The 17,481-nt window shown below is 52.0% G+C and carries 16 protein-coding genes; 11 read left to right on the forward strand and 5 right to left on the reverse strand.

All coding sequences use genetic code 11. From position 1 onward, the window contains the following. The first annotated feature begins 115 nt into the window (after window positions 1-115). The 6 genes from HZ99_RS14480 (at window position 116) to HZ99_RS14505 (ending at window position 8,714) form a co-directional block, all read left to right on the forward strand. On the forward strand, window positions 116-1,531 hold the full coding sequence (locus HZ99_RS14480) for a tyrosine-type recombinase/integrase (protein ID WP_034139553.1): 1,416 nt from the start codon (window positions 116-118) through the stop codon (window positions 1,529-1,531). Continuing rightward, window positions 1,524-4,760: a hypothetical protein gene (locus tag HZ99_RS14485; protein ID WP_038443832.1), complete on the forward strand. Its 3,237-nt coding sequence runs from the start codon at window positions 1,524-1,526 to the stop codon at window positions 4,758-4,760. Before HZ99_RS14480 ends, HZ99_RS14485 begins: the two co-directional genes overlap by 8 nt. Further along, a complete protein-coding gene (locus tag HZ99_RS14490; protein WP_034139555.1) occupies window positions 4,757-5,425 on the forward strand; it encodes a hypothetical protein in 669 nt (222 codons plus the stop codon). The genes HZ99_RS14485 and HZ99_RS14490 overlap by 4 nt, the downstream gene beginning before the upstream one ends. Beyond that, on the forward strand, window positions 5,412-5,885 hold the full coding sequence (locus tag HZ99_RS14495) for a hypothetical protein (RefSeq protein ID WP_034139556.1): 474 nt from the start codon (window positions 5,412-5,414) through the stop codon (window positions 5,883-5,885). The genes HZ99_RS14490 and HZ99_RS14495 overlap by 14 nt, the downstream gene beginning before the upstream one ends. Then, window positions 5,882-8,047 carry an AAA family ATPase gene (locus HZ99_RS14500; RefSeq protein ID WP_038443833.1) on the forward strand — a complete coding sequence of 722 codons (2,166 nt, stop codon included), beginning with the start codon at window positions 5,882-5,884 and terminating at the stop codon, window positions 8,045-8,047. Before HZ99_RS14495 ends, HZ99_RS14500 begins: the two co-directional genes overlap by 4 nt. 115 nt (window positions 8,048-8,162) lie before the next feature. Further along, complete coding sequence (locus tag HZ99_RS14505; protein ID WP_044269470.1) at window positions 8,163-8,714, forward strand: hypothetical protein; 552 nt, start codon at window positions 8,163-8,165, stop codon at window positions 8,712-8,714. A gap of 336 nt (window positions 8,715-9,050) precedes the next feature. On the opposite strand, the gene HZ99_RS14510 is transcribed toward HZ99_RS14505, so the two are convergent. The 4 genes from HZ99_RS14510 to HZ99_RS14525 form a co-directional block, all read right to left on the reverse strand. After that, complete coding sequence (locus HZ99_RS14510; protein ID WP_010203400.1) at window positions 9,051-11,264, reverse strand: hypothetical protein; 2,214 nt, start codon at window positions 11,262-11,264, stop codon at window positions 9,051-9,053. A 94-nt stretch (window positions 11,265-11,358) separates the two neighbouring features. Continuing rightward, window positions 11,359-11,526 carry a hypothetical protein gene (locus HZ99_RS29015; protein ID WP_010203399.1) on the reverse strand — a complete coding sequence of 56 codons (168 nt, stop codon included), beginning with the start codon at window positions 11,524-11,526 and terminating at the stop codon, window positions 11,359-11,361. Window positions 11,527-12,044: 518 nt separating this feature from the next. Further along, window positions 12,045-12,260 (reverse strand): hypothetical protein, encoded by a 216-nt coding sequence (locus HZ99_RS29245; RefSeq protein ID WP_007246723.1) that lies wholly within the window; start codon window positions 12,258-12,260, stop codon window positions 12,045-12,047. An 18-nt stretch (window positions 12,261-12,278) separates the two neighbouring features. Beyond that, the gene (locus HZ99_RS14525; RefSeq protein WP_038448081.1) at window positions 12,279-12,686 is read right to left on the reverse strand and encodes a hypothetical protein; all 408 of its coding nucleotides are present in this window, start codon (window positions 12,684-12,686) and stop codon (window positions 12,279-12,281) included. Window positions 12,687-13,233: 547 nt separating this feature from the next. Between HZ99_RS14525 and HZ99_RS14530 the strand changes: the two genes are divergently transcribed. From HZ99_RS14530 to chrA, 5 genes are all read left to right on the forward strand, one after another. Beyond that, complete coding sequence (locus HZ99_RS14530) at window positions 13,234-13,914, forward strand: competence protein CoiA (protein ID WP_033898335.1); 681 nt, start codon at window positions 13,234-13,236, stop codon at window positions 13,912-13,914. A gap of 191 nt (window positions 13,915-14,105) precedes the next feature. Next, window positions 14,106-14,315 carry a hypothetical protein gene (locus HZ99_RS14535; RefSeq protein WP_033898334.1) on the forward strand — a complete coding sequence of 70 codons (210 nt, stop codon included), beginning with the start codon at window positions 14,106-14,108 and terminating at the stop codon, window positions 14,313-14,315. Continuing rightward, window positions 14,312-14,788 (forward strand): hypothetical protein, encoded by a 477-nt coding sequence (locus HZ99_RS14540; protein ID WP_032894812.1) that lies wholly within the window; start codon window positions 14,312-14,314, stop codon window positions 14,786-14,788. The genes HZ99_RS14535 and HZ99_RS14540 overlap by 4 nt, the downstream gene beginning before the upstream one ends. Window positions 14,789-14,920: 132 nt before the next feature. Then, window positions 14,921-15,865 carry a chromate resistance protein ChrB domain-containing protein gene (locus HZ99_RS14545; protein ID WP_033898333.1) on the forward strand — a complete coding sequence of 315 codons (945 nt, stop codon included), beginning with the start codon at window positions 14,921-14,923 and terminating at the stop codon, window positions 15,863-15,865. Beyond that, window positions 15,858-17,216 (forward strand): chromate efflux transporter, encoded by a 1,359-nt coding sequence (gene chrA / locus HZ99_RS14550; RefSeq protein ID WP_033898332.1) that lies wholly within the window; start codon window positions 15,858-15,860, stop codon window positions 17,214-17,216. The genes HZ99_RS14545 and chrA overlap by 8 nt, the downstream gene beginning before the upstream one ends. 104 nt (window positions 17,217-17,320) lie before the next feature. Here chrA and HZ99_RS28590 read toward each other — a convergent pair whose 3' ends face one another. Continuing rightward, complete coding sequence (locus tag HZ99_RS28590; protein ID WP_223817870.1) at window positions 17,321-17,473, reverse strand: YHYH domain-containing protein; 153 nt, start codon at window positions 17,471-17,473, stop codon at window positions 17,321-17,323. Between the last annotated feature and the right edge of the window lie 8 nt (window positions 17,474-17,481).

Here is a 17,481-nt window from a genome sequence, read left to right on the forward strand (position 1 = left end):
CCATGCTGACGGAGCTTTCTGCGTTGGCCTGATTCACCCACTTGAGCCTTTTTCCTTGACAAAGGCAAGTGCGACACCCAAAGCTAATAGGGTGTGGTATTTGGAATAAGAGCTCATGAAAAACTTCATCTTGGTCGAAGCGCCCGTTACGAGCGAGGCTAACTACATCCTGCTTCATCTCGACCCTGGCATGCCCGACGAGGCACGCGAGTTCAAACCGTTCACCGACTACACGACGTGGCTGGCACGTAAGGGCTACGCAGGAAACACCGATAAGCTCTACTCGGAGCACGTTGGCCGCTTCATCGACTACGTATATGAGGCGACGAAAACCCAATTTCCTGCAGATGTCGAGGTCACTATCGAGACCGTCATCTACAGCTACCAGGTTTATCTCCTCTTCGGTACGGACGCCACGAACCCGATAGCGAAGACGCTGGCCCATAGCCTAGGGAAGACACGGCTAACCGGTCAAAACTCAATCGCGGAATCAATAGAGTCGTCTATTCGATGGTTTCTTGAGGTAGCCGAGTCAAAAAACATGACAGCACCTGACCATCTGTTCAGTCGGTTCTGCTCGAGCAAGGCCGAATATCGAAGTCAATATGAGGTTTCGGCCCAAAAAGCTAATTCATGGATGGCAGCAGTCATTCGTGGCTCGCTGAACTCAGTTTTGCCTAAACGCAAGAGAGATAAGCTGTTTGCTAAAGCAGGGCGTAGGAACAGCAAACACGACAAGCAGCCGTTCAAGATCCTTCCATTCCCTATAGAACGATCCATCGACTTTCTCAGACAGGCCAAGCCTGCAAAGTCCACGACATTTTACAGGGATATGACGCTATATGCCCTACTTGCCGCGACAGGTTCGCGTACAAGCGAGGCGCTACAAGTTCGAATGTCCGACATCGACGATGACGATTTTGCAGTGTTCCTACGCGACCCCTTTGCGAGGAAAGCGCCTGGTATTACTGAAGAAGAGCATAAGCTTCTCTCCTGGAAAGGTCGGGAGACCGAGGTCACCTTCATGATTGAACCATTCGCTAAAATATTCTGGGAGAGCCTTGAGAAGTACCTGACCCTAGAATACAACTCTAGCGTTGGACATGATTTCTTGTTTCAGAACTCTGACGGCAGGCCCTTCTTCGCAAGCGACAGGAGCAGCCGTGACAAAACCTTCAAGAAATACTCTTTGAAGGCAGGCTTGCCGGACGTCACAGGCATCAGCACTCACTCTCTGAGGCATATGTACGGAACCTACACGCTTAATTACATGCCAGTTCCTGGTCAAACCCTTCCTGGTCTACCCATTACCTACGTGAAGATCCTGATGGGCCATGCCAGCGTTACATCCACGATGAAGTACGCGAAGCACGACACCGACATCATCGAAGCATACATTCAACATGCTAACCAGTACGTCATGCAAAGAGGCGATGCCTCCTTTACCACAATTCGCGAGGAGTTTTATCTGCGCCAGCTCGAAGTATTGAAGGACGAGGCGAATCGCATTCAAGGGACGCAACATGATTAACCTGACTAAGGATATTCAGATTATCAAAACTGGAGCGCCTCTTGATAGCTCCATTAAAGAGGCGATCACGAAAGCCAAGGCTTGCGTCTGCAAAGAGCTGTTTGGCACGAACTATATCTCTCCAAGTAAGGTAACAAGCGGCGCTCGTAACGAATATTACAACGCGTCCATCGTGCGCCTGTTTGATGACCACCTGAACGTGTCAAATGCACCTATTTATGATGAAGTGTGGGTGCGTAATGCTTTAGCTTGCACGAAAAAGACTGCGCCGATAGAAATTGCGAAGCAGGTCGTTCCGAAGGCCTCTATTGACTGGCTCAACAAGTCTTCCTTGGAGAGGCTGAGTAAAGACTGCGTCTTAATTCTTCACTTTCTCTGGCAGGAGCGAGCTGTCCTGCTCCCGGCTGACCTTAGGAAGCCCACGGTTCACAATCAGGACGAAGGAACCAACTTCTATGAGTTTGCTGCAGCATCCTATACCGAGGTGCTTGCATTTGTGAGCAAACCGTTTGTCTCGCATGTTCCCTACGAAAACATTCCGGACATTACCTCCGTAATGAAGCCTAGTGCCGTCAAAAACTTTGGATGGTACGCATGGCGCATGATTCGTTGCACAGACTGGCATAGAATCGAAGACATCAATCCAGATGACATCGCTGACCTCGCCGACCACTTGGTCTTAATGCGAAGAAATGACGTTGACTGGTTCCAGTACCCCATCGCCCCAGCCGCGTTTTGGAACTATGTTCAGAGGCTGTATTCTGACAGATGTAGCCAGGTCGCCGTCCGCCCTAAAAATGATTTGCACGCCAGTAGAAAAGCTCTGGCCTCTGGCGAATATGACTATCCTGATGAGCACAAGGAAAGTGTCGAGTCGTGGTTGAAATATCAGGACAAATACACCGGCTTACAAAAGTCTCGGGGTATTAAGTCTTTCGACGCTTACAGCAAGAGCTTCTCAGTTCTGAATACCTGGTTGTTTGGCGAATACCCTACTGCCACGGGATTGCTTCCTCCTCACCCAAGTGAGCTTAATCGGACGCACATGGAGGGCGATGGATACATAGGCTTCCTCACTTTTCTTCGCAGAGGCAGGTCAAACTCAACGATCCAGCAGATCATGTACCACATCACCAGCTTTTTCAACTACTTGACGGCTCACTCGAGCGCCGACGAGAAACTTTCTGGTTTTGTTTGCCCCATACTTGAGCTCGATTTCCCCATCGTGCGAAGAAGGAATAGCTCTAATAAGCCTGCATTTCATTCTGAGCATTTCCCATACCTTCTCCAATACTGCTACGCGATAGAGTCTTTCACAACTCACCTAGCCGAAAGGGTATATCACGAACAAATAAACCTATTCGACAAACAATTCAGGGCAGATATTGAAACAAAGGATTGGAACAACACCCAAAAAATCGTTCAAACTGAAAAACTTGGGTACGTTCCAATTGTGTTCTACCGGAACCCATCATTTGACGCTTCGCAGCCTAAATCCGAAGATAATCGCCCCATGAAGTATGAGGCGCTGCGACTTCTTCCAAGGTTTGTCGTGCCAATTATTGAACACTCGGTTGAACGCGAAGGGAAGTGGGTGTTCTATCCTCAGCTCAATTACATCAGACATAATATCATCGCACTGGAGACAGGGGTTCGTAGTATTCACATACGTTGGCTAGAGAGGCGAACCTATGATATGCGAATTGATCGTTCAAGACCCCTGCCTGCGCTTTGCAAGTTACGCATCAACACTGACAAAGTAAACGGCCCCTGGGACGCTACTGTTTCGAAGACGGTAATTGAACTGCTGGATCGTCAAAAAGCCATGATCCCTTGGTTTAACGATCCCGCAATGGATGTCGAAACCTGGTATGACTACCATGAAGAAAATGAGCATGGCAAAATCATCACGCTATTTCCGAAGGGAACAAGTCCTGGCGTGCTGACTCCGGAGGCCTATGCGAAATATTTCAAAAGGCTAATTTATTCTTTTGACTTGTTCTGCAGGTTTCAGCTGGGCATTGAGGCGACGAACGCAATGCCAGAGGCTGTGGGGGATCTGGAATCTATTAATGATCCTCACGACTATCTCACCGTGATCAAACTTGAGGGACAGGCCTGCAAATTAATCGAACATACCCCGCACTCCTGCCGAGTATCAGTTGTATCTGAATACATCCCAATTTTGCCGCCACACATCATCGGCGCATTTATTACCGGCCATGCCAGTGATGAACATGTAATGTATTACGCAAAAGTTGACCCTGCATACCTAAAATCGGTTGCCCAGTATCAAAAATTGAGTATTGAGCATGGATGGCTAGTTGACCGCCCAGCAATGTCTAACATCAAAGCAGAAGACGTTGCATCGAAGCTTCAGCAGGCTTTCCGGCGAGACAAGGAGAAGTCTCTGATTGACTTCGGTGCGATCTCTTTTGACCGTGAGACCAAGGATGATGTGGTTTCGGGTGTCAGGGAGACAAGGCAGCGCCCCATCGACTCGCTGGCCTTTATGCCCACTCATATCTGCCCATTTGGTAATCGCTGCCCAGCGGACGTCGTTAAAGACCTGGGTGCCATTCCTGGGATAAGTATGCCGTGCGGGGGCTGCTATTACTCGGTCAAAACTGTCGACCACCTGCCAAGGATATACGGTCACATTCGTGTGCTAACTGACGAGTGTAGCGAGCTGGAGGCCTATATCGCTGAGTCTAAAAGGAATGGAGCATCGCCTGAAAGCCTTGTGCCAAAAGCCAATCGTCGCAAATTCCTCGCCGCAGAGATCATTTCATGGAGCGTTACTGCTCACTGCCTCGAGCAAATGCATAACGAAATCAAAACGCGTGAAAGCTTCCTGGTAGAAAAACCTGAAATCGTTTCAGAGCACCTGGAGCGCTTAGAGCTCAAGAAAGACTCGCTTTCCAACCTGATTGCTCGCACTGCAGAAGCCAAGTCGCATGCGGAGTATTTCACTCCACAGTTAGACACGCAGGTTAAAGTGGCAAGAAACAAGCTCCTTGCATTCACTGGAGACTTTAACCGCATGCTGCAAGAAGCTCCTACAGGATTCACGTTGATCGATGAATTTAGGGGTCTGATTCGGTCTACGTGTGAAGTTCTGGGTCTTTCACTGCATGATTTGAATGATGCAATGAGTAAGCCCATGGCCTTGGAACGACCTACTGCAATCCTGAAGCTAATTTCGAGCCCAAGAGGTGTTCCTGCATGAGCAAAGGTGCAAAAAAGGGCCAAAACCGCTTTGCAGGCTCTCAAAAGCTGAACCGCGACTATAGAATTTCCCGAATTAAAGACGAAGTAATACCTAAGCTGAAGTCTTTCGTAGGAAAAGCATCATTCGATGGAGTTACGCCTTACTCAAGATTCTGCGCCGAACTTTACAACGATGGGCTTCCTGTAAACGAAAAGAAGATTGGCTACAGAACCTTGGTACAGAGCACTGACTATTGGACTCTGCTCGGGCCAATATTCTTCAAGCACTGGGATGCTGCTGGAAACATGGAGTCCAAGAAGGACAAGCTTGTCGGAAAGCTGGCCGTTCAGCGAGCAGACCAACTTCAAGCTGAGACAGAGAAACTGAGGAAGGAGGTCGAAGCTCTGCGCTCAGCCCTTCGTAGCCATGGTGCTCAGCCAGTAACCCTGCCGGACACAACGCATGTGGATCAAGGATTCATGGCGAAGTTTGACAAAACCTGCCGGGCCCTCAAGTTGGTGCTCGATGCAAGTGATGGGATGTTTACAGTTGACATGCAGGCTAAAAAGATTTGCTGCAGTTTTGACGACCTTGAACCTAGGGAGGGTCTTGTCCCAAAAGAGCTTGTCGAACCTTTCGTCCTTTGGATGAAGGCTAAAGGAAGCGCGCATGGCGACCAGTGATCAAAAGCGCTCTCCGTACGACCGCTACAGGGACTATGTGCTGCAGCTTGAACAGGCTGGAAAAAAGTTTCCTGTGAATCAGTTTGGCGCCGTCAACTTCAGCAAAATCGCTGATGAATGTGGTAATCGTAGGCAGTGGTTTTCTGAAAGCGCCAAGAAGATCTTTTGCTCACAGGGCAAAACCCTTGAGCAGGTCATCGCGAAGGACATTCGCCGCATAGGCAGTGAGTTTGTTGCGGCCAAAGATCCTGAGTCTCTGGCGATTGATATGGCGGATTCGAAAAGTCGCGAAGCGAATCGGTTGCGAGTAATGCTTGAGCAAAAGTCGAAGGAAAACGAACTGCTCCGCGAGCAAGTTGAGCAACTCTCTGCCGAGCTGCGGTTGCTTCGCACATCTGCACAGGAAATCAGTAGCCAGCAGGACTTGATGATCGACTCCGGGCGGTCATTCATCCTATGAGCAATCTGTCGAGCGTGATCCAGGTGAGCTCGGTGAAGCCAGGCAGTTTTGGCGGTGCAGTCTTTTCCGGGCGCATCATTGGCCAAAACAAAATTTACACATGCAGAGCAAGCTATAAAGTCATCACCCGCATTCCTCAACCCGGTGAATGCTGGCAGTTCAAAGGCTCGATCACAGGGCATGATCAGTACAGGGATTTCGTTCTGATCGAAAGCTGTCACATCGTAAACCTGCCCATAGCGGCATATGTGGAAAGATTGCTGATAAAGCATCCTGCATTTCGCGGGCTGTCATTCGGCAAAGCGAAAGTCTCGAAACTGGTCAGGGCATTTGGCGCAGAAAACCTTGCTCAGGCATTGACTGCAGGCAGAGTCAGCCACCTGGCGGAACTGATTAATCCTGATCTCGCCCAAAAGGTCGTGGATGCCTGGAGGACACTGCAGGATGAGATTTCAACAATTGAATTTCTCATGGAGCACGACTTCGATCCTGGGCTCGCCAAAAGCGTTCTCAAGGTTTGCCAGACGGATACGGTAGAGCGCCTGAAGCTTAATCCGTACAGCCTCATTGCGTTTCAAGGCATCCACCCAAACATGTGGAAAATCGTAGACGCCGCAGCAGCCAAGCTAGGCATACCTCGTGATGACCCACGCAGGCTGGCCGGCCTTGTGGAGAATTTGCTCTATGTGCGCTTGGATCAGGGCCATACCGCATACGAAATAGAAGAGCTAAAAGCCGCCCTGATGCAGAAGCTTCCATCCGCCAGACTGGTAGACCAAGCTATCGAATGCGCCCTACAAAGGCGTGCTGTATGCGTTAAGAAGTATCAAGGGACGACGCTTATCCAGCCACTGGGAGCGGCCCTTGTCGAAAGTAAACTCGAGCAGCGAGTCGCGAGTCTACTGTCCGCTCAGGCCTCATTGCTTCACGGTTCTCCGCAGGAACTGGAGCAAGCGATTGAAGATTACTGCGCACACGGTAAGAGCGTGCCTGGACACTCACTCACCCGAGACCAGAAAAGCGCAGTGCTGATGGCGCTTACTAATCGCATCAGCACGCTGACTGGATTTGGCGGTACGGGCAAGACAACGGTGCTGAAAGCCATCGTTGATATAGCCTCTCAGCACCGCCCTGTGCATGTCTTAGCACTGAGCGGAAAAGCCAAGGAGCGGGCCAAGGAGTCTGTTGGCCGAGACACCTACACGATCCACAGTTTCTTGATCAAAATCAGCACTGCAAGCTCAGGGCTCAGCACTGGAGGCGACCCTCTGGTAATTATCGATGAATCCAGCATGGTAGACATCGCCTTGATGCTGAAACTGCTGAATGCCTTTGCGAAGAAAGAACTGTCTCTCTTGCTAGTAGGCGATACCGGTCAGCTATCTCCGGTTGGTTATGGAATCTTCTTCCATGCACTGGCCAAATCGAAGGCGATACCGTCGACCCACCTGATCAAGGTTCACAGGTCTACCGGCAACAGTCATCTTCAGAACATCGCCATGAAGATTAGATCTGGTCACCTGGACACCTTGCCATTCTGGAATGGCGAGAGCGATGGGGTTTATCTGATCCCCTGCACAAACACGCAGGACATGCTGACACACCTCGCGAAGATCAAGCAGATCATCCCTGACGCTCAGATCCTGACGCCACACATGTCTGATCGCATGCCGGATTCCGGGCACAAGATAAACAAACACCTGCAAAGCGCCCTCCAGCATACAGACGAGACGCAGGGTATCTGGATGGGCAAATACTGGCTGCGCGTTAACGACCCCGTCATCGTCACTCAGAATAGCTACGAGCATAATCTGTTCAACGGCAACACCGGGATCATGACTGGCATTACGTCAATCGATGGCCAGACTTCAGGTGTGTTTTTCTTCAATGGGCTCGAAGTGACCCTCTCCAGGATGGACTTGTTCGGGCTGGGAATGAAACTTGCCTACGCCATATCCATTCATAAGGCGCAAGGCAGCGAGTACGAGACGTCGATCCTTTGCACTCTGAGTCAAAGCGAATTTGTGGAACGAAGCATGCTTTACACAGCCGTCTCACGATCTAAGCGGCTGGCCTTGATCCTAAGCACGCATGACATCATGCAGCAGGGGGTAGCTCGCCCGAACCGAAGTGACACCCTCTGTGTGGGCTTCTCGGTTTGAATACCAAACAGGTTGTTAGCCCTACAATATTGTGGGCAGGGCTTTCGCTTCAGGCGCCTTACCTTGCTTGTATGATCGCGGGATCCGCGCCCAATGCCTCAGGTAGGAGAATTCATTGAAGTTGCTCACAACGCTTTGGAGCGTCATCCGCCCCGACCGCCGCCCCGAGCGTGAGAAAGCGCGTGAACGCGAGTTCATCCTAGCGGCGAACTCCTTGAAGACCCTCAAGGTGACACCGGAGGGCGGGATGTCCATCGATCCTGAAGAACTCCGAGATCAGATTATCGCGGCACGTGAGCAGTTGCAGCACCTTGTCCACCAACCGGGAAAATCTAGCAGGCCATTTCAATCTGTGGCAGAGATCGAGGTGGGGCAGAAGGCTGATCACGCTGCTGAGGCCCCTGTAGAGCTGCAGGACTGTATTGAGGTGGTGGCTTGGCGTCGGCTCCATAGTGGCGCTGCTGTGCGCTACGTGTGCCTCCAGTCTACAAGTACGGGGCGATTCGCTGTCGCTACAGCCAGTCTGTTCAGAGAGGCCATGGAGAGTCTCCCGACTTGGGTCGACGGCAATACCAACAGGCAAATCGCGAATGCCCTACAGCTCGATGATCTCCAGTGGTACGCGGCTGTGAGCGAGGCTATGGATGCATGGAATGCGGAGCTCTGATGACCCTGAGTTTTCGGTCACGGCGTGCCCCTGCGGGTAGCGGCTGTCGTGAACCGAGCCTTGGCAAAGCCTGCGTCTCGGCCCTTCGGGCTTTCATCCCGCACGCCTGCGCGCTCCGCTTGCGGTATGCAGAGATCAGTTCCTCCCTGGACAGTGCCTGTAGCTCGCACATTCTGATCCATTGAAAAGTCAAACGTGAGTCTGGCACTGGCTTTCTGAAGGGATAAACGCCCAGATTGGATGCAGGCTGAGAAAAGGGCATTCACCAGTGCGGTGAACAGCTTGATAGGAGTGAACCCGACCGAGGGCGATGCCCTGAAGCCGGGTTTATTCGGATTAAGCGAGCACAGCAGCGGGTTCCGCCGTATCGTCACCGCCTCCCTGTGCCGCTAGATCAGGCGAAACCAGACCTTGGGAGGAAGGGGCATAAGGGTAAAAAGCTTCAAACTTGTCATACGGGAAGAGTGACTGAATTTTGTACACGGCGTTTGTAAGAAACTGAGTCTTCTCTATATCGGCGTAATCACCGCTGTACCTTCCAGAGAAGAAGTTGACCTCCCAATAGCCAGCCTTTGGCCGTATTTCTCCCGCAATCCGAGCGGCCTGCATCCCAGTCATACTTGGGTGACCGAGCTCATCAGGTTTTGGAATGTCCTCAGCGACGAATAACACGCCGTCCTTACCTATGGCCCAGATAAGCTTACTCTCAGAGGATGGGTCGTTAGCCACTGAATCGGCCACTTTCTTGTAGGCCTCGTGAACATCAACCAAACGGATTTGTTGCGGATCCCAGAATTTTTTCGCGGTCTTGTTGGTGCCTTTTCCGTTCCGCGAGACCTCGTTCTCTTTAATGTGGTTGGGCGCACGCAATGTCCCATACATGCTATTGAGATGACTTTCGTAGTCATCTCGGCGCTGCTTCACAGCCCTGGTGAACGCCGGGAAGAAGTGCTGATCATCTAGACCGGCGATCTGGCTCTCCTGCCCCTTGAAGCCGGCCAGCATCGCATCTGCATAAATTGGGTCATGAATGTAAATGCCAGATACAGCGTTGCCCAAGGGAATGTCAGTCGCATCCAAGAACACCTGGAAAGCACACTCGGAATCCCAGTAGACATCAATTTGCCACTGTAAGCGTGCGAGGCTGCCAGTCAAGAAACTGAGTTTTTCCTTACGCCAGCGAATCATTCTCTCTTCATCGAGGGTGTAAGTACCCAACACGTCATTGACCTTGCGGTGGGTGTAATGTTTACGGACATCGTCTCGCGCTTGAGCAATCGATGCCAGTTTGATCTCGTACCTGACCGAAGGAACCGGGATCTCAAGCAGAGGACACATTTCATCTTCCAGGTATCCCAATACCTGATCACGAATACGCTCTGCTGTGCCATGAGCGAACTTGAAGTCGATGCGCGTCTTTCTATCTGCCGGGATGATCGAGATATCTGGAACAATAATCTCATGGGGAGCCACCCAGTTAGTGGCATCCGGTTCTCGAATGGACATCGCCAGCCCCCAACGACCTTTTACGGCCTCAGGAGTGGATTCCCCGAAAAATTCGTCAAGCATGACCATTTCTGCTCGTGCGTACGGCCCGAGTCGGTCGTCATGAACGTATACCCATTTCGAATCACCCCGGAAGTCATAACCAAGGGCGGTAATTGCGTGCCCAGCTTTGACGTACTCACCAGCTTCGTTGGGTTCCACGCCGTATACTTTTCCCGTCAAAATGACGGGCAGGTTGCTATTAATGTGAGCAACGAGGGACTCTCGGAAAGATTCAGGAGTTGATTCCTCAAGGCTATTGTTGTGATATCGCAGCCCCTCAATATCAAGCGTTCGCTGGATCTGCTTATTGGTAAGCTCTTTATTTGGGAATCCATTACTGGAACCGTCCACAAAATTCAGGGCGGCGGTGGTGATCTCACTGCAGGATTTAATGTCCTTAACACTACGACCAGGCGAACTGTGCAACGCTGTCCAAATGGCGGTGGTAGCACACGCGGCAACCACCTTGTCCTGTTCTTGGAATGCAATTGAGTCGATTGTCAGCTTGATGCCAAAGAGATTCACATCATAAGGCTTGTCAATTTTCTTCTTGCCCACACCTCGGTCACCACTGACACGAAGGCAGGTTTTCCCCACGAATGTCCTGGTGAGAGGTTTGATAACCATGAAACCGAGGTAGTGCGACTGGAGTTGCTCTAGAGTTTTTACAGCATTGTCATCCTCAGCATCATCTAACATTTCTCCCACGTCACCCGCCAGTAGAGCGTCGAGCCGCTTGTGAGTCAGATCGCAACTGAAGAAGTGAAGCCGAGCGCACTTGTAGCCATCGTTGCCGAAACGCCCCAGGTAAAAACGCGAGTAGTCCTCGAGGAAGTCTCGGTCGATGTATTCGTGCTCAAGCAGGATGCTTCCTACCGTCTTCTTACCCTTCGGAATCTCGGGCATGAAGGACTTCAAGTAGTTATAGATGTACTTGATCTGAGGTTTTTTGAAGATGTCAGCGTGATCATAGCCGTATGGCTCATGAATCAACGCTGCCATCGTCGCCTCTTCGAAGCTGGTGATGAGGTATGGAGTCATTGTGATCGCGCAAAAAAAAGCAGCCCATTAGGCTGCTTTCGGATGAAGGGATTTATTAGAGGCTGCAGGTCTTGGCAAGCAGCGTCGCAGTGACTTCTTGTTTAGCGAATTCACGTGCCAGACGGTGGTTAGTCGCGGCCATGCGATCACGAGCCGCCTTTAGGCTGGCTTCATGAGAACCGTTACGGTTACGGGCCTCTTCGATCATACGCTCAAGAGTCATAGCTCCATCCTCTAAGAATTTTGTTCCACGGTGCATCAACGAATTCCAATGCGCGACCACTGCTTTCAATGGAAAAAAACGTAATACTGCCTCGCTAGCAAAAGCGGTGCGGATTATCGAGCTCGTTCACCAAGCTTCACAAGCAGTACCTGCCGTCAGCCGACAAGCGGCTTTACGACTATAGTTCAGACTTGGCGAAAGCCCCCAAGGTTCAATAAACAAGCAGCCTCAGAACTCGGCAAACGGCAGCCCCGTCACAGCTCCGCTTCTCAGGAACGCCATTAAGGCTCTTCTCCTGCTAGTCGTTACCATAGCGACTAAAACCTCCATCAGGGAGGTGGCCAAGCTGGGCGAAAAATCGTTGATAACCGAGTATGGCATATGGCAATCACCCACTTAAAGTGTATTTTGCCGTTATTTTCGCCCCGTTATAGGGCGCCGGAGCGACGTTTTTTGAGTCTTCCATGCTCCCAGTCAGCGTTTGCTCGTCTGAATGGAAAGGATAGCCGACTAAAGGCTCAGTTATGCGTCGGCCCCCATGGGCCCCACGATGGCGGATTCTTAACGATGTCGATTGAGGTGCTGAGCTCGTCCTGCATGTGTTCAAAAACTCTGTCGAGACTTGGATGAGCTTTCGACTCTCGCAGGGCATTCACTAACGCCAATAGCTCACGCCCTTGAGCCACCGGCATTTGGATGTCGCAATACACGGTGTCATCGCTGTCTCGTTCCACGTCTATTCTCCGTCTGCATCAATCCAGCTTGGGCTTACTTCTGGCAGTTCTGTGTGCCTCGAGGTGCTGCATCTCTGATTCCCAACAAGCCAGGAATTTATACCAGTCCGCAGCGTAAGGCCCATCTAACAATCTGGTCGACCCGATACTCGCCTGATTGAAGCGCTCCCTCCAGGGCTGGGGGATAGTCTGCTCCAAAATGATGTCGATTCCGGAGTTGTGATGCTGCAGCGTGACACAATCCCGAAGCTGGTTGAGATCAAGTGCCTTGTCAGCATTGGGGGAGTATTTCCGTTCTTGAAGGTCAAGGTCATCAAGGATGGATAAGGCATCGAACGCCTTCGAATCGCCTGGAGATATGTGCGCAAGTATCCACAAAGCCTTTCGTCTCTTGGCCTCCAGTTCGCGCAGTTCATCGTCGGGCATTTGAGTTACCTCTTGTTGGCGTTGATGGCGTGCCGCCTGCGGCGTCAGGCTGCCGTAAATCGAGCCCCGCCAAGGCGTGTCTCGACCCTGCGGGCTCGCATCCCTCACGCCTGCGCGCTCCGCTTGCTTGGTGTTTGCGTCTCTGTGAAACATAGATCGTAACGCACCCTCCCTCGTGACTCGCAGCGGAGCATCGCTATTCAGAGCGTTCTGTTATCGTTCTAAAAGTAATTTAGTCGCTCTTAGCCATCAGCCTTCTGGGGAGCCGAGAATGGACACGACTCGACGCGTACCAGGCAGAGCCTACCAAACGGTTCGCGATCCCGAGCGTCTGCTCATTGAAGAGCGCGCCGAAGCTCTATCTGCTGCAGGCTACCCGCTGCCAGATGATGATCCGGCTATGTACGCTGAGCAATTGTTGAAAGAGGCCAGAGCGACACGACGACTACCGTGTTCAGATATTTGTCTTTCGTCCTGTGGGTCACAAGGTACTGACAACTAGGAAGTTAAGAGCTACCGCCCCTCATTTTTATCATCAAGGAAGAAAATGAAATACTCATTGCTTGAAGGCGCTCGTGTAGAGGCCACTCCAAAAGCACGTGGTGTTTGCAGTTTTTGTGGTTCCCAGACTGTCGCTAAATGCGGGAACCATGTCGTCTGGCATTGGGCTCATAAACGTTTGGACAATTGCGATCCGTGGTGGGAAACGGAAACGGCATGGCATCGCGATTGGAAGAATATGTTCCCAACCGAGTGGCAGGAAGTTGTGTTGCAAGCGTCCTCAGGGGAGAGACATATAGCAGATGTCCGAACGCCTTCAGGGATGGTTATTGAGTTTCAGAGATCGACGATACATCCTGAAGAGGTAATCGCGAGGCAAAACTACTATCAAAATATGATCTGGGTGATCGATGGCACGCGGACTGAGTTCGACAGGTACAACTTCAGAATGGGTTTGTCGAAAGTGTCGGAGAATGGACTGGCTTCATTTAGCTGGCATTCCCGCAGCAAGCTTTTTGCTCGCTGGTGGGTTTCCAAACCCGTGTTCATCGACTTCGGCCCCGATTTCGGTATATGGCGCGTCTTAAGATTCGATCCGACTCAAAAACGTGGAGTGGTGGCTTACACTCACAAGGAAAAGCTGGTCGAATGGATCACCAACGGCACCACCGATTTTAGCTTCAATGGAGGCCCGGCCTCTGATAAATCCGGTACGGCGGGTCAATAAAAACCGACCAAGTGTCTAGCGGGCATCTCTGTCCTTCGGGCTTCTTGCTGTTCTAGCTTGCAAATCAAACACCTTGAGACTACTTAGGGACGGGACGCTCATAAGGTGCTCTCAGGGTATGCCTATACCCGCAAGACACTTGCTGACTCATCATCGAGCTATGCTGGGTCGACATCAAGGAGTCCATGTAGATGCCCAGTGAATACTCGCTATCAGATGTGCTGGAAAGGATGTACCAAAACCAGCTGGCCCTTGAGGCTGCGCTCATGGAGCTGACCCTCCAGGTGGAAGCCCAGGGACATGCGGAAGTCGGCGACAACGTCCGTGGTGCGCTTTACACAATTGGTGAGAACGCTGGTCATATCAAACAGGGGCTGGCCCGGCTCAAAACACTCCCATGAACCAGCCGCTTTTCGATTTTGATCTCAAACGCGTTTCCCGCACGCACTACATCACTGGCAAAGCTGCGATCAATTTTCCAGATCCAGGTAGTACAACGGGAGGATGGCATTTCCTGTCTTACTTCGACCGAAAATCCGGCGTGGCCAAGGTGTCCTTGGCAGGTATTCATTATCCAGATACGACCGATTTCTTTGGAGACGCTGGACTCATCGACGTAACCGACGAGCTTGCGATGAGAGGCTGGTCAGAAGACGGCAAAAGGCTGTTCATGGCGGATCACTACCGTGCCGCAGCAGACATGATTATTAAGTGGGCGGTAGGTGACGCCAAACGCTGCAACGTCGAAATCGCTGATTGGTTCCCTTCAACATGCGAAAGGCAGGGATTGTTGGTGATGTTGGATTTAGGGAAACCGGTGCTTTTACGTAGAGGAAGGTTGCAAAAAATGGAAGCTTGGCTTCGCTCGCAATGACCACCGCAAGTCTGCGTGTCTGTTCCTTCTTCCGAATGCCCTCTGAACAACTGCTTTTGTTGAGCACCGCTTCCCAAGCCTTGCAGCAAGGAGTAGCGTAGCGATTACTACATATCGAGTAGATATTCCTACATGAAAAATTGGCTCGCATTGATCCTTGGCTTACCCACCGCCAACGCCACCGAGCGCATGCGAGCCTGGCGTGCCTTGAAAGCTTCAGGTGCCGCTGTACTCCGTGACGGTGTTTACCTGCTCCCTGATACCAGCGCTTGCCGCGAAGCTCTGACTTCTGTCGAACGAGACATATTGGCCATCAATGGCACCGCCTACCTCCTGCCTGTAGTTGATCCCAACGGTGAGCGCTTTATCGAGTTTTTCGACCGCAAGGATGACTACACCAAACTTGGTGGAGAGATCGAAGGCTGCCGTGAGCAGTTGAATGCTGAAAATGCGCTGGCGACGACCAAACAAATCCGCAAGCTGCGCAAAGCCTACGATCAGATAGCGAGCATCGATTACTTCCCAGGTGAACCAAAGCACCAGATTGATGCGGCTCTACAGGAGTTAGAGACGGCAGTCAGTAGAGCCCTGTCGCCGGATGAGCCGCACAGCAGTAATCAACCGATATCGGTACTCAATCTCAGCGATTATCAGGGCCGTATCTGGGCAACGCGTAAACGTCCCTGGGTCGACCGGCTCGCCTGTGCCTGGTTGATCCGCCGCTTCATCGACCCGCAAGCTCAGATCGTCTGGCTGAACACTCCACAGGACTGCCCAGTCAACGCCTTGGGGTTTGATTTTGATGACGCAACCTTCAGCCATGTTGGTAACCGCGTCACCTTTGAAACCCTACAGGCCAGTTTTCAAATCCAGATACAAGGTCTAGGTCGCATTGCTGCCCTTGTGCATTACCTCGATGTTGGCGATATTCAGCCGGTGGAGGCTGCCGGGATTCAGCGGGTGCTTGCTGGGCTGCGAGAGACCATTTCCGACGACGACCAACTTCTGGCTGCCGCGAGCGCCATCTTCGACGGCCTGCTCGCCGGGTTTGTGAAAGAGGAGCAACCCAATGAGTAAAGTTATGGCACCAGAGGTTGAAGCGAATCCGTTGAGGCCTGAACAGATTAGTCTGCGTGAGGCGTTCTGGTTCTGGTTGAAGCTCGGTTTCATTAGCTTCGGCGGGCCTGCGGGCCAGATCTCGATCATGCATCAGGAGTTGGTGGAGCGGCGACGCTGGATTTCAGAACGCAGATTTCTACATGCCCTCAATTACTGCATGTTGTTGCCAGGGCCCGAGGCTCAGCAACTGGCGACTTACATTGGTTGGCTGATGCATCGAACGTGGGGAGGCGTGGTCGCCGGCGCGCTGTTTGTGCTGCCCTCACTATTCATCCTGATCGCGCTGTCGTGGATGTACATCGCGTTCGGCGAAGTACCCGTGGTAGCCGGACTTTTCTACGGCATCAAGCCCGCCGTGACGGCCATCGTGGTGCAGGCGGCGCATAGAATCGGCTCTCGGGCACTGAAGAATAATTGGCTGTGGGCGATAGCAGCGGCTTCATTTGCCGCCATCTTTGCATTCAATGTTCCGTTCCCGCTGATCGTCTTAGGGGCAGCGTTGATTGGCTATTTCGGGGGGCGAATGGCACCCGAAAAATTCAGAGCCGGTGGCCATAGCGCCGCCAAAAAATCCTTCGGCCCGGCCTTAATCGATGACGACACGCCGTCCCCCGAACATGCTCGGTTCAGCTGGTTGAAATTGGCCTCACTCGCACTGATTAGTGCCGTGCTATGGGCTTTGCCGATGGGTGTTTTGACCGCGCTCTTTGGGTGGGAAGGAACCCTGACCCAGATGAGCTGGTTCTTTACCAAAGCTGCATTGCTGACCTTCGGCGGGGCTTATGCCGTACTGCCGTATGTCTATCAAGGCGCAGTCGGTCACTATGGCTGGCTAACCCCGACACAGATGATCGACGGCCTTGCGCTGGGGGAAACCACGCCAGGGCCGCTGATCATGGTGGTGGCTTTCGTCGGCTTCGTCGGGGCCTATGTCTCGCAAGTGTTCGGGGCTGATCAGGTGTTTCTGGCCGGAGCTGTCGCAGCTGCCCTGGTGACCTGGTTCACCTTCTTACCTTCGTTCCTGTTCATCCTTGCGGGTGGCCCTCTGGTTGAGTCGACCCACAACGAACTCAAGTTCACTGCACCGCTTACCGCCATCACCGCCGCCGTAGTTGGGGTGATCCTCAATCTGGCGTGCTTCTTCGGGTATCACGTGCTTTGGCCGAAAGGCTTCAGCGGCAACCTCGACTGGCCTTCAGCAGTAATCGCCATCGCAGCGGCAATAGCATTGTTCCGCTTCAAGCGCGGCGTCATTCAGGTACTGATGGCCTGTGCGCTCGCTGGTCTAGCAGTACATCTGTTGCGCTAGCTATCACGAGCGGATTAAACAGCGTCCGTCAGACACCCAGGCCCCTTCAGATCTGAAGTGACCAGCTCACACCAAAGCCCAGCCTGACGCTGGGCTTTTGCCATTTAATGGCAGTGGTAGTCGTTGGTTTTATGGTTTCGATGGCAACCTTTTGAATCAGTACCGCCGCTGTGCGAGAAGGCAGCAACGGACGTAATCGAAAGTAAAGCGGCGATCAAAATGGCGGACAGCTTCATCAGGGTCTGCTCCTTGCTCATATTTTTAT

Origin of the sequence: Pseudomonas fluorescens (genome assembly GCF_000730425.1) — a bacterium.
GTDB lineage: Bacteria > Pseudomonadota > Gammaproteobacteria > Pseudomonadales > Pseudomonadaceae > Aquipseudomonas > Aquipseudomonas fluorescens_X.